The following is a 12,234-nucleotide window of genomic DNA, read 5'->3' as shown; positions in this document are numbered from 1 at the left end:
GACATCGCGGCCGGTGGGAGGAGGTGGGCTCCTCCCACGGCAGGACCCGGGCGGACCGGCGGACACCTATCGTGAGGGGCGTGAACCGACCATGGATCGAGCTTGCGTTCGACAGAAGATTCGCCACCTTACGGATCCTGGCGTGCGCCGGCGCACTGGTCGGCTACTCCCTGCTGCTTCAACGGCCGTCCGGGGCACGGGACTGGGGTCTGGCCGCAGCCGGCCTCATCCTGTGCCTGGTCGCGGGGAGGTGGGTGTTCGGCGCGATCCTGGCGCAGTCGTGCCTGCTCGTCGTCGTACACGCGCTGGGCTCCGACACCGTCGTCTCGTTGAAGGTCCTGGCCGCCGTCACCCTCTTCGAGTTGGCGGTACAGCAGTCCGGGCGCCGTCTGGTGGCCGGGGCGAGCGTACTGGCGCTCACCGTCGCCGTGAACCGCTTCGAAGAGCTGCCGGGCGCTCTCCTCCCGGTGCTCTACAAGATGTGCATCGTCGCAGGCGCGCCGCTGCTCATGGGGGCGTACGTACGCGTGACCCGCGACGCCGCACTCCGCGCGCGGGAGTACGCGAACCAGCAGGAACTCCGCGCAGAGCAGCGGCTGCTGGCCGCCCGCGCGGCGGAGCGCACCACCATCGCGCGCGAGTTGCACGACCTCGTCGCCCACCACGTCTCCTCCATGGTGCTGCGCGTCGGTGTCGCCCGGCACGTCACCGCCGCGACCGGCCCCACTGCCACCACCGACCCTCGGATCACCGAAGTCCTCGACGACCTGCACGCCAGTGCCGGCGCTGCCCTGACGGACCTGCGGCGCCTGGTGGCCGTACTGCGCGCCCCCGACCAGACGGGACCCGGCACCGGTTCCCTGGTCGCGCCCGGGGCGCTGCCGGCGGCACTGGAGGCGGTGGTGGAACACAGCCGCCAGACCGGCCTGGCCGTGACCGCCACCGTCGATCCCCGTGTCGCGCGGCTCGACGCGGTACGCGGCCTCGCCGTCCTCCGCCTGGCCCAGGAGGGCCTGGCCAACGCGGCCAAGCACGGCGGGCCCGGAGCGCAGGCCGAGCTGGCCGTCCGTGTGGTTGGCGGCGCCGTCCATGTGACGATCCACGACGACGGGGCCGGAAGGGCCCGGAAACCGGCCCCGGCCCCGGCCCCGGCTCTCGGCCCTTCCGGACACGGCTTGATCGGCATGCGTGAACGCGTGGACCTGCTCGGCGGCCGGCTGGACGCGGGCCCCGCAGCCCGGGGTTGGCGGCTCGTGGCCGAACTGCCCGCCCTTGGAACCGACTTGGAGCCCCAGCCGTGATCCGTATTCTCGTCGTCGACGACCAGCAGCTCGTCCGCATGGGACTGCGCATGCTCTTCGAGCCCGCGCCGGACATCGAGATACTGGGCGAAGCGGACAACGGCGCGGAGGCCGTACGGCTGGCCGAGCGCTTCGCTCCCGACGTCGTCCTCATGGACCTGCGGATGCCGGGCATGGACGGCATCACGGCGACCCGCCGCATCCTGACCGCGCGCCCCTCCACCCGGATCGTCGCCCTCACCACGTTCGACGACGACGACCACCTGTACCCGGCGCTCGCGGCCGGTGCCTGCGGGTTCCTCGTCAAGGACACCCCACCGGGAGAACTCCTGGAGGCCGTACGCCGGGCCGCTGACGGACAGGCCCCCTTCAGCCGGGACGTACTCGACCGCCTCGTGGTCCAGGCCCTGCACACCCGCTCCTCCCCGGACACTCCGACGGGCATCCCGACGGACGTCCCGGGACCGGCCATCACCCCGCGCGAACGGGAGGTGCTCGGACTGCTCGGCGTGGGCCTGTCCAACAAGGAGATCGCCGACCGGCTGCACCTCGGGGTCACCACGGTCAAGACGCACGTGGCCAGCCTCATGGCGAAGACGGGCCGGGACAACCGCATCCGGCTCGCGGTGCTCGCGGTCCTCGCCGGCATCACTCCGGACTGACCGCTCCCTCATACGACTTCCTCGCCTGCCGGCCTTCGACCCGGCTGGGCCCCGGCAGGGCTACGGCAGATAGACCTCGTCGAGGGTGACGATCGACCCGTCGGGGCCCAGGTGGTACTGGAAGGGGCGGCCCGAGTCGGGGTGGGCGGTCACCCAGTCGATGAGCTGCTGGAGCGTGATCTTCTCGGGTGCCGAGCCCTCGACGATCGGGGCGGTGGCGGTGATCTTGGCAGTCTCCGCGATCGGGAGGAAGGTCTCCTTGCCCACCGCGTCGAAGTACGCGCCGTCACCCGGGGTGCCGCAGCTCCAGTTGCCGTACCGGACGATCAGGTTGTGCGCGCCGCCCTCCGGGGTGTAGCGGTTCACCGCGATCAGGTCGGGCGCGATCGGCATCTTGTGGTCGCAGGTCGCGCCCGGCGCCGGGGAGGCCGGCTTCTTCGTCGCCGTGGGCTTCGCGGACGGCTTGGACGCCGAGGGCGTCGGGGTCTTCGCGGTGGTGGAGGGGGTCGCGGGGGCCGGGGAGCCGGCCGGTGCGGCGGCGCTCGGCGAGGCCGCGGCGGGCCCGGCCGTTCCGGCGGCCGGACCGCAGGCCGTCAGGGTGAGCGTCGCGCTCACCGCCACGGCGGCGAGTGCCGCACGCCCCGGGGTCCTGCGCGGGCCGCGTACCGCTCGCATGGTCGTCTCCCTCTGCCTGGTCGAAGTGTCGGGTCAACCTAGCGCGCGGGTTTCGGCCATGGCGATGGCCGGATCACGATCGTCACCGGTCCGGCATCCGGCCGTTGCGGTTCGGGGACCCGGCCGGCTTCAGAGGCGGTCGGCGAGGGCCTTGAAACCGGTCCAGGGCAGGACCGGCGTGCGCGCGTCCCACACCTTCTGGGAGAGCGCGGCCAGCGGCAGCCGGATGCCCGCCGCGACCTGGGCCGGGGTCTGGGCGCCCGACAGATCGCACCAGACCGCGAGGCGCGCGCCCAGGATCTGCGGCGCGTACGAGGCCGGGACGGCGGTGGTGCCGCGCAGCACGAGCGGGGTCCACTGCTCGTAGATGCGGCGTCCGGTGGGATACGTGAACTGGTTCGGCTCGCCCAGCACGTAGTAGAGGTACTCGTCGTTGAGGTTCACGACCTTGCGGCCCTCGCGCAGGTACGACAGCGGTGGGCGGGCGCCGATCTCCTTGCCCGTCCAGTACTCGGCCTGGATGTCCTTGGCCGCGGTGGTCACCCCTCCGGTGAAGAAGCCGTCGTTCCACGCCTTCAGCGCCTTGCCCGAGGGCCTCACCACGGCCGCCCGGTCGTTCAGCCAGCCCGTCGCCAGGTCCTGTACGCGGGCGTTCGCCCCGTACCGCTGCCGGGCTGCGGCGGCCAGCTGGGGGAAGGAGGCCTGCGGGTCGCGGTAGACGAGCGCCTGGTACTCGTCGGCGCCCAGGTGCCAGGCCCCGCCGGGGAAAAGCGGCAGGTACTCGCGGAGCAGCTCGTCGACGAGCTTGGCCGCGGCCGGGTCGGATATGTCCACCGCGCCCTTGACCGCCCGGCCCTGCACGTCGCGCAGTTGCAGACCGGGGTGGGCGCGTATCACCGCGCCGAGGTGTCCGGGCGAGTCGATCTCCGGTACGACGGTGATGTGCAGCCGGGCGGCGAGCGCGTTGATGTCGCGCACCTGGGCCTTGGTGAGGTGCGGCGTGGACACTATCTCGGGGTGGCTGGTGGATTCGATCCGGAAGGCCTGGTCGTCGGAGAAGTGCAGGCCGAGCTGGTTGAGCTTGAGGTCGGCCATCTGGCGCAGCCGGTCCTTGATCCAGTCGGGGGTGAAGTACTTGCGCGCGATGTCGAGGTTGAGGCCGCGCTGCGGCTTGGCGGGCGCGTCGCGCACGGTGCCCTCGGGGGCCGAACCGGCGGCCTTGACCGCCTGCTTGAGGGTGCGCGTGCCGTAGAACACCCCGGCCTCGTCGGGGCCGGTGACGTGGACCCGGCCGTCCTTGACGGTGAGGGTGTACGACTCGGGCGACCCCGACTTCGCGTCGCCGAGGGAGAGTTCCACGTCGCCGGAGCGCGGGGTCGTGGACTCGGCGTATCCGATGCCGAGTTCACCGGCGAGCAGTCTGCCCTCGTCGGAGAGGGCGGCCTTGTCCTCCTGTGGGACGACCACCCGTGAGCCGGGGGCGGGCTTCCAGCCGGGGCCCCGGGCGGGCACGTGCTCCCGTACGGCCGGAATGGTCTGCGGGGCCGTGGAGAGGGGGTAGGTGCGGGTCGGCGTCGGCGAGGGGGTGGGGGCGGCCTCGGGGGCGGGCTCGGTGCCGCCGTCGGCCGGTGTGCCGGTGCGGGTCCCCTGGGTGGGGGCGGCGGGGGCGGCCGGGGCGCGGGCGTTGTCGGAGGCGGCCGTACAGCCCGGCACGGCGAGCGTGACCAGCGCGGCGGCGGTCGCCGTCGCGATGGCGTGGACCCTCTTGTGTCGTCTCGGATTCCTCATCATCCACCTGTGTTCCCCGTACCAACGTGGCACGGGGGACACGGGCGCGCGACCGGGGGCCTCAGCGGCGCGCCGCGACGCGGACGGGTTCGGGGCTTCGGCCCGCGACGATGCGGCCGGGCCGGGCCGCCGTACGGCGCTCCAGGGCTCCGGAGACCAGGGCGAGCACGAGCGCGGAGGCGGCGAGGGCGGCGCCGACCCAGTTCGGCGCGGTCCAGCCGAGCCCGGCGGCGATGACCAGGCCGCCGAGCCAGGCGGCGAGGGCGTTGCCGAGGTTGAAGGCGCCGATGTTGACGGCGGAGGCCAGGGTGGGGGCCCCGGCGGCCTGGTCGAGGACCCGCTTCTGGAGCGGCGGGACGGTCGCGAAGCCGAGGGCGCCGATGAGGACGACGGTGACGGCCGCGCCCGCCTTGCTGTGCGCGGTGAGGGTGAACAGGGCCAGTACGAGGGCCAGCGCGCCCAGGGTCGCGTACAGCATCGGCATGAGCGCGCGGTCGGCGAACCGGCCGCCCACGAGGTTCCCGGCGACCATGCCGAGTCCGAAGAGGACGAGCAGCCAGGTGACGGAGGTGTCGGCGAAACCGGCGACCTCGGTCATCATCGGGGTGATGTAGGTGATCGCCGCGAAGACCCCGCCGAAGCCGAGGACGGTCATGGCCATCGCGAGGAGCACCTGGACGTTGCGGAAGGCGGCCAGTTCGTGGCGGATCCGCACGCCCTGCGGCCGGGGCGGCTCGGGCACGAGGCGGGCGATGCCGAGCAGGCCGAGGACGCCGAGGGCGGCGACGATCAGGAAGGTGAGGCGCCAGCCGGCGGTCTGTCCGACGAGGGTGCCGAGCGGGACCCCGACGACGTTGGCCACGGTCAGGCCGGTGAACATCATCGCGATGGCTCCGGCCTTCTTCTCCGGGGCGACGAGCTCCGCGGCGACGACCGCGCCGATGCCGAAGAAGGCTCCGTGCGCGAGGGAGGCGACGACCCGGCCGGCGAGCATGACGCCGAAGGCGGGGGCGAGCGCGGAGAGGACGTTGCCCGCGATGAACAGGCCCATGAGCAGCATCAGCATGCGCTTGCGGGGGACGCGGGTGCCGAGGACGGTCATCAGCGGGGCGCCGAGGACCACGCCGAGGGCGTAGCCGGTGACCAGGAAGCCCGCGGTGGGGATGGAGACCCCGTAGTCGGCGGCGACCTCGGGCAGCAGACCCATGATCACGAATTCGGTGGTGCCGATCCCGAAGGCCCCGACGGCGAGGGCGAGGAGGGCGAGTGGCATGAGGGTGCCCCTTCAGGGGGGAGGTTGCTTTCGCGGCTTACGTGCGTCCACATTAATTGCAGACGCGGGATATTTCAAGCGCGGGCTATTGCGGTGCTCGCCTATCCTGGGGGCATGACGGCCACGGACAGCGCACCGACCACCCTCGCCCAGGGCTGGTGCGCCCTCTCCCTCCTGCACGGACGCATCGAGTCGCACGTCGAGCGGGCACTCCAGGCGGGACACGGGCTCAGCGTGCGCGAGTACTCCCTGCTGGACGTGCTGAGCCGGCAGCATTCCGGCCCGGGCGGACACCTGCAGATGAAGCAGGTCGCCGACGCGGTGGTGCTCAGCCAGAGCGCGACGACCCGGCTGGTGACCCGGCTGGAGGACCGCGGACTGCTGGCCCGCTACATCTGCGACACCGACCGCCGGGGCATCTACACCGACGTCAGCGAGTCGGGCCTGGCGCTGCTGGCCGAGGCGCGGCCCACGAACGACAGGGCCCTGCGCGAGGCCCTGGACCAGGCCGCCCTCAATCCGGAGCTGGCCCCGCTGGTGGCCGCGGTACGGGGCACGGGAACCGCTTAGCGCCTTCCCGGTGGCTCGGCGCCCACCGGGGGCTTGGCGCCTTCCGGGGGCTTGGCGCCCTCCGGGGGCTCAGCGCCTCCCGGGGGCTCAGCGCCTCCCGGGGGCCACCCTCCACAGGCCGAACGAGCAGCTGCCGAGGATCAGACCGTTGAGGACGACCGGCCACAAAGCCCATGCGTTCAGGAAGCGGTCCCCTACGGCGAACAGCAGGACGTTCACGCCCACGAACGCCGGCCACGCCCAGCGGGCCGGCGGCCGCGGCCGCACCGCCGCGTTCACCAATGCCGCCATCAGGGCCACCACGAGGATGGACAGTCCCCGCGCGGGGGTGAACCAGTGCGCGGCGCGGCTCCACGGCAGCAGGAAGGCCCCCGCCCAGACGACCGCGAAGCAGACTCCCCCGCGCAGCACGAGGGCCCGGCCCGTCCGCGTCCAGGGGACGGGCCGACCGTCCGGCCCGGCCGTCGTCGACGCGGCGCGGGCGCGCGGCGCCGGCACCCGCGGAGCCGCCGGCCCGGGCGCCTCGACGCGGGTCGCCGCGACGCGCGGCGCGGCCGCGTCTCCGCGCGCGACGGGTTCCAGCGCGGCCAGGGCCTGTTCGGCGGTGGCCCGCAGCTCCGGGTCCTTCGTCAGCAGCGCCGCCAGTACGTCCGCCAGCGGCCCGGCCCGCTCCGCCGTGCGCGGTTCCTGCGTCACGATGGCGATGCACAGCGCCGTGAACGTCTCCGCGGAGAACGGCGCGGCACCCTCGACCGCGTTGTACAGGGTGGCGCCCAGCGACCACAGGTCCGTGGCGGGCGCGGGCGGCTTGCCCTCCAGCTGCTCGGGGGCCATGTAGGCGGGCGTGCCGATGATCGCTCCGCTGTGGGTGAGGGCCGTGGTCGCGTCCGAGACGTGCGCGATGCCGAAGTCCGTGATGATCACGCGGTCGTCCATGAGCAGCACGTTGTCGGGCTTGAGGTCGCGGTGCACGATGCCGACGGCGTGGGCCCGCCCGAGCGCCTTGAGCAGCTGGACGCCGATCTCCGCGACCCGCCGGACCGGCAGCGGGCCGTCCTGCGCCACGGCGGCGGCGAGGGAGGTGCCCGCCACGTACTCCATGACGATGACGGGCGCGCCCTCGTGCACGACCACGTCGTGCACGGTGATGATCCCCGGGTGGTTGAGCCGGGCGGCGGACCTGGCCTCGCGCATGACGCGCTGGAGCAGGATCTCCCGCTGAGCCTCGTCCACCCCCTGAGGAAGCGTCACCTCCTTGACGGCGACCTCCCGGCCGAGCGTCTCGTCGCGCCCCCGCCACACCCGGCCCATGCCGCCCTGGCCCACCAGTTCCAGGAGTTGGTACCGACCCCCGACCAACGCCCCGCTCGTCTCTGCCACGTGGGACACCTTAGGCGGTGTCCCGGCCGTCAGGACGGGCTCGGCGAGTGAGGCACCGACGGCGAGGCCGACTTCGCGCCCGGGCTCGGGATGCCCGAGGGCGTCAAGGTCCGGCTCGTGGAGGCCACCGGGGTGGGCCTGGAACTCGACGACGGGGACTGCGAGTTCGGCACTCGCGTCGGCCCCGGCGACGGCGTCGCCGACCCGGGGGACGAGAGCGAGGGCGATGGCGCGGGCGTCGGCGTGGGCGAGCCGAGCTCGGGCGGCGCGGCCGGCGGCACCGGGCGTACCGGCGCCTCGTCCGGGGCGAGGACCAGGTACCCGGCCAGGGCCGCGGCCGCCACCCCCAGCCCGGCTAGGGCGAAGGTCAGGCGCCGCAGCCGTGGGCCGGCCGCGTGCGGACCGGGCGGATCTGCGGGCCGCAGCGTGCGTACCGTGACCTCGGCCGCACGTGCGTCGAGGGCCTGCCGCAGCCGCCGCTCGACGGGGCGTTCGCCGTCGTGCGTCGTGGGCGTCATATCCGTCCCTCCAGAATCCGCTCCAGCGCGTCCAGGCCGCGACTCGCGTTCGACTTCACCGCTCCCCGGCTGATCCCGAGGGTGGTGGCGATCTCCGCCTCGCTGAGGTCGGCCCAGTAGCGCAGCACCAGGACCTGGCGCCGGCGCGGGCTCAACCGGCCCAGCGCGGCCAGCACTTCCCGGTGTGCTTCGTCGATGACGACGGACGCCTCGGCCGACGGTACGTCGGCCGAGGCGGGCGGGGTCCAGGCCCGGGCGGTTCGCCTGCGGCGCAGCACGGAGCGCGAGGTGTTGACCACGGCGGTGCGCAGGTAGCCGAGGGCGTTGTCGACCTCGGCTATGTGCTCGCCGTGGCGGCGGTAGAGGGCGGTGAAGGCGTCCTGGACCACGTCCTCGGCGGTGGCCAGGTCGTCCACGAGCAGGACGGCCAGCCGCACCATCCGCAGCCGGTGCGCGTGGTAGAGCGCGGACACGGTGGGTGGCTGCCCGAAGTCCCCGTGGCCGGTGAAGTCGTAGGTGTACGACCCGTACGCCGGCGCGGTGGCCGGCGGGGCGGAGCGTTCGCGGCGCAGCAACGCCCACAGGCCCCGCCACGCCCGGTCGAGGACGGGCATGGCGGGGCCGGCGGTCGGTACGAGGTGAAGCACGGGTTTCCTCAGCCGTTGGTGCGGCGCCGGACGGCGTACAGGGTTCCGGCTCCGGCGGCGAGGAGGACGGCGGCCCCGGCCCCCAGGGCGGTGGTGGTCGCGGAGGAGCCAGTATGCGCGAGCTCGGCGTCGACGGGCGTGGCGGGTGAGGGGGAGACGGTCGAGGCCGGGCTGGGGACGGCGCTCGGGACGGAGGACACGGACGCCGAGGGCGCGGCGCTCGGCGAGGCGCTGCCCGGGACGCTGACCGAGGGGGTCGGCTTCGCCGAGCCGGAGGGGGCCTTCGGCCGGGCGCTCGGCGAGGCGCTGGAGGCGGGCGCGGGCGACGGCGAGGCGGAGGCCCCCGTGGCGAAGGCCGGTCCGGCGAGGGCGACGACCGCCCCGGCGGCGGCAGCGGTGACGGCGGCCCGGCGGACGGTGCGGGGGACGCGCTTCAGGTTGTTCACGGTGGTTCTCCACGGTCGGGTCGAGGGCGCGGGACCGCACCCTTCACCCCCGCACGACGCGCGACCCCCCTGGAGGTTGCTTCTTTTCCCGAAGAAGTTTCCGACCGGTCCGCGGAAGCTCCTCCAGCGCTCTGCCCAACGTGGCGACGCCCTCCTCGATCTCGCCCACGGAACCGGCCGCGTAGCCGAGGATCAGGCCCGGCGCACCCGGTCGCATACGGTGCCAGGACAGCGGATGCGCCTTGACTCCGAGGGCCAGGGCGGCCGATGCCAGGTCGGTGTCCTCGAAACGGGCGCCGTCGAAGGTGACCATGAGGTGCAGGCCGGCCGCCGCTCCGTGCACCCGCGCGCCGGGCAGCCGCTCGGCGAGGGCCCGGAGCATCGCGTCCCGGCGGCGGCGGTGGCGGCGCCGGACGAAGCGCAGGTGCCGTTCCAGCTCGCCCGATTCCATCAGGCGGGCCAGGACGAGCTGGGCGAGGACCGGATTGCCGAGGTCGGCGTACCGTTTGGCCTCGATCACGCGGTCGCGCAGTCGCGGCGGGACCAGCAGCCAGCCGAGGCGCAGTGCGGGTGCGAGGAGTTTGGAGACGCTCCCGGCGTAGCAGACGCCCTCGGGCAGCAGGGCGCGCAGCGCGGGGACGGGGGACCGGTCGTAGCGGTGCTCGGCGTCGTAGTCGTCCTCGATGACCAGTCCCCCGGCGGCCGCCCAGTCGAGCAGCTCCCGGCGGCGTTCGCCGTCGAGGACGACCCCCGTCGGGAACTGGTGCGCCGGGGTCAGCAGCACGACACCGGCCCCGCTCGCGCGGAGGGCGGCCACGTCCAGCCCGGCCCCGTCCACGGGCACCGGTACGGTCTCCAGCCGCCCGTACTCCAGCTGCTGCCGCGCCCCGAGGGAGCCGGGGTCCTCCACCGCGACGCGCCGAACGCCGTCCTCGCGCAGGACCTGCGCGAGGAGCCCGAGGGCCTGCGCCACCCCGCCGACGATCACCACCTCCTCCGGATCGGCCCGGATGCCCCGGTTGAGCGACAGCCAGCCCGCGACGGCCTCCCGCAGCGCGGGCGCGCCCTGCGGGTTCCCGTAGCCGAAGTCCGCCGGGGTGAGTGCGGCGAGCACCCTGCGCTCGGCCTGCAGCCAGGCGGTGCGGGGGAAGGCGGTGAGGTCGGGTACCCCGGGTGAGAGGTCGATCCGGCAGGGCACGGCGCGCAGGGCGTCCACGAGCCCGCCGCGTTCCGGGGCGGCGGTGGGGGCGGCCACCGGAGGCGGGGCGGCGACCACCACGGTGCCGCCGCGCCCGCGGCCGTCCACCTGGCCGGTCTCCGCCAGCCGCTGGTACGCCTCGGTGACCAGCCCCCGCGAGACCCTGAGTTCGGCGGCGAGCACCCGGCTGGCGGGGAGCCGACTGCCCACCGGGAGGGTGCCGTCGGCGATGGCGGCGCGGAGCCGGCCGGCGAGCCAGTCGGTACGCCCGCCGGCCGGGGCCTCGCCGATGTCGAGCTGGAGGAAGTCCGACCCGGCCGATGCACCGGGTCCGGGCGGGCCGGGCGGGCCGGGCGCGGCGGACCGGGCAGGACCGGTCTCGGATGCGCGCGCCGACGTTTTGGACCTCTGAGACGCGCCCTCTTTGGACCTGCTCATGGGTCCATTGTGCTCGCAGGCTGGTCCGTATGAACACGAACTCCAGCCTCCGGGACCTGGCGCCCGGTATCGCCGGGATGGCGCTGGTCGGCAGCAGCGTCACCGTCTCCCACTCCCTCGTCGACGCCCCGCTGTTCACCGTCCAGGCCGCCCGGTACGCGGGCGCGGCACTGCTCCTGCTCGCACTGGCCAGGGCGGCGCGGGTCCCGGTCCTGCGACCGCGCGGCCGGGAGTGGCTGTGGCTGGCCGGGATAGCGCTCACCGGACTCGTGCTCTTCAACGTGGCGGTGGTGCGCGGGGTCGCGCATGCCGAACCGGCCGTCATCGCCGTCGCGGTGGCCTCCGTGCCGATCCTGCTGGGGCTGCTCGGCCCGTTCCTGGAGGGGCGGCGGCCCAGCCGACAGGTGCTGCTCGCGGCTCCCGTGGTCGTGGCGGGGGCCGTGCTGGTCGAGGGGACGGGCCGGACCGACGCCGCCGGGGTCGTCTGGGCGGCGCTCGCACTGGGCTGCGAGGCCGGGTTCACGCTGCTCGCCGTGCCGGTGCTGCGGCGGCACGGCCCGTGGGGGGTCTCCGTGCACGCGGTGTGGATGGGCGCGCTGATGTTCGCGGGGCTCGCGGTGGCCTTCGAGGACCCCGCGGACCTGACATCGGTGACCGCGACGCAGTGGGCGGCCTCGGGATACCTGGCGCTCATGGTCACGGCGGTGGCCTTCGTCCTCTGGTACCGGACGGTGGCCGCGGTGGGCCCGGGCCGGGCCGGGCTGCTGACCGGCATCGCCCCGGTCGCGGCGGCCGGGGCGGGTGTCTGCGCGGGCGCCGGGGTCCCGGACCCGGAGGTATGGCTGGGCCTGGCCGTGGTGATCGCCGGCCTGACGGCGGGCTTGCGACCCGCACCGCACCGGCCGGTGGCCCCGGCGAAGGCGCCCGTCCGCCACGAGGCCCGGCAGGCCCCGTGAGCCGCACGGGTCGCCCCGCAGCCCCGCACTCCCGCGCCGCCGGGGTCGGGTGTGCGGCGGGGCGCCCCCGCAGGGCGTCGAACACGGGTGCGCGGCGGGGCCGTGACACCCCCGCGCCGTCGGGGTCGGGTGTGCGGTGGGGCGCCCCCGCAGGGCGTCGAACGCGGGCGCGCGGCGGGGCCGTGACACCCCCGCGCCGTCGGGGTCGGGTGCGCGGCGGGGCGCCCCCGCAGGGCGTCGAACACGGGTGCGCGGCGGGGCCGTGACACCCCCGCGCCGTCGGGGTCGGGTGCGCGGCGGGGCGCCCCCGCAGGGCGTCGAACACGACCACGCCGCGCATGTCCGCCGCCTCCCCACCGGAAGAGCCGCGTGGGCGGCACGG

The 12,234-nt window shown here is 74.7% G+C and carries 12 protein-coding genes; 4 read left to right on the top strand and 8 right to left on the bottom strand.

Annotated features, from left to right (window positions below):
* Nucleotides 1-80 precede the first annotated feature (80 nt).
* Nucleotides 81-1,301 (top strand): sensor histidine kinase, encoded by a 1,221-nt coding sequence (locus ACIQ5Y_RS23780; RefSeq protein ID WP_403883823.1) that lies wholly within the window; start codon nucleotides 81-83, stop codon nucleotides 1,299-1,301.
* The gene (locus ACIQ5Y_RS23775) at nucleotides 1,298-1,963 is read left to right on the top strand and encodes a response regulator (RefSeq protein WP_403883820.1); all 666 of its coding nucleotides are present in this window, start codon (nucleotides 1,298-1,300) and stop codon (nucleotides 1,961-1,963) included. The genes ACIQ5Y_RS23780 and ACIQ5Y_RS23775 overlap by 4 nt, the downstream gene beginning before the upstream one ends.
* 60 nt (nucleotides 1,964-2,023) lie before the next feature.
* Here ACIQ5Y_RS23775 and ACIQ5Y_RS23770 read toward each other — a convergent pair whose 3' ends face one another.
* From ACIQ5Y_RS23770 to ACIQ5Y_RS23760, 3 genes are all read right to left on the bottom strand, one after another.
* On the bottom strand, nucleotides 2,024-2,638 hold the full coding sequence (locus tag ACIQ5Y_RS23770; protein ID WP_403883817.1) for a hypothetical protein: 615 nt from the start codon (nucleotides 2,636-2,638) through the stop codon (nucleotides 2,024-2,026).
* A gap of 129 nt (nucleotides 2,639-2,767) precedes the next feature.
* Nucleotides 2,768-4,426, bottom strand: coding sequence for a family 20 glycosylhydrolase (locus tag ACIQ5Y_RS23765; protein ID WP_403884163.1), 1,659 nt, complete (start codon nucleotides 4,424-4,426; stop codon nucleotides 2,768-2,770).
* 61 nt (nucleotides 4,427-4,487) lie between these two features.
* A complete protein-coding gene (locus tag ACIQ5Y_RS23760; protein WP_403883814.1) occupies nucleotides 4,488-5,699 on the bottom strand; it encodes an MFS transporter in 1,212 nt (403 codons plus the stop codon).
* Nucleotides 5,700-5,813: 114 nt separating this feature from the next.
* Between ACIQ5Y_RS23760 and ACIQ5Y_RS23755 the strand changes: the two genes are divergently transcribed.
* A complete protein-coding gene (locus ACIQ5Y_RS23755) occupies nucleotides 5,814-6,269 on the top strand; it encodes a MarR family winged helix-turn-helix transcriptional regulator (protein ID WP_403883811.1) in 456 nt (151 codons plus the stop codon).
* Nucleotides 6,270-6,356: 87 nt separating this feature from the next.
* Here ACIQ5Y_RS23755 and ACIQ5Y_RS23750 read toward each other — a convergent pair whose 3' ends face one another.
* Genes ACIQ5Y_RS23750 through ACIQ5Y_RS23730 form a run of 5 tightly spaced genes read right to left on the bottom strand, consistent with a single transcriptional unit; the run spans nucleotide 6,357 to nucleotide 10,896 of the window.
* Entirely contained in the window at nucleotides 6,357-7,649 is a 1,293-nt protein-coding gene (locus ACIQ5Y_RS23750) for a protein kinase (RefSeq protein ID WP_403883808.1), read from the bottom strand.
* A 29-nt stretch (nucleotides 7,650-7,678) separates the two neighbouring features.
* On the bottom strand, nucleotides 7,679-8,167 hold the full coding sequence (locus ACIQ5Y_RS23745) for a hypothetical protein (RefSeq protein WP_403883805.1): 489 nt from the start codon (nucleotides 8,165-8,167) through the stop codon (nucleotides 7,679-7,681).
* The gene (locus tag ACIQ5Y_RS23740; protein WP_403884160.1) at nucleotides 8,164-8,781 is read right to left on the bottom strand and encodes an RNA polymerase sigma factor; all 618 of its coding nucleotides are present in this window, start codon (nucleotides 8,779-8,781) and stop codon (nucleotides 8,164-8,166) included. Before ACIQ5Y_RS23740 ends, ACIQ5Y_RS23745 begins: the two co-directional genes overlap by 4 nt.
* A gap of 41 nt (nucleotides 8,782-8,822) precedes the next feature.
* Nucleotides 8,823-9,260 carry an LAETG motif-containing sortase-dependent surface protein gene (locus ACIQ5Y_RS23735; protein WP_403883802.1) on the bottom strand — a complete coding sequence of 146 codons (438 nt, stop codon included), beginning with the start codon at nucleotides 9,258-9,260 and terminating at the stop codon, nucleotides 8,823-8,825.
* A gap of 43 nt (nucleotides 9,261-9,303) precedes the next feature.
* Nucleotides 9,304-10,896: a PLP-dependent aminotransferase family protein gene (locus ACIQ5Y_RS23730; RefSeq protein ID WP_403883799.1), complete on the bottom strand. Its 1,593-nt coding sequence runs from the start codon at nucleotides 10,894-10,896 to the stop codon at nucleotides 9,304-9,306.
* Between the two features lie 29 nt (nucleotides 10,897-10,925).
* On the opposite strand from ACIQ5Y_RS23730, the gene ACIQ5Y_RS23725 reads away from it, so the two are divergent.
* Nucleotides 10,926-11,852 (top strand): DMT family transporter, encoded by a 927-nt coding sequence (locus ACIQ5Y_RS23725; protein WP_403883796.1) that lies wholly within the window; start codon nucleotides 10,926-10,928, stop codon nucleotides 11,850-11,852.
* The last annotated feature ends 382 nt before the right edge of the window (nucleotides 11,853-12,234 follow it).

Origin of the sequence: Streptomyces sp. NPDC096339, assembly GCF_044762985.1 — a bacterium.
Lineage (GTDB): Bacteria > Actinomycetota > Actinomycetes > Streptomycetales > Streptomycetaceae > Streptomyces.
The sequence above is the reverse complement of the archived record's forward strand: the minus strand, read 5'-3'. Positions and strand labels throughout refer to the sequence as shown.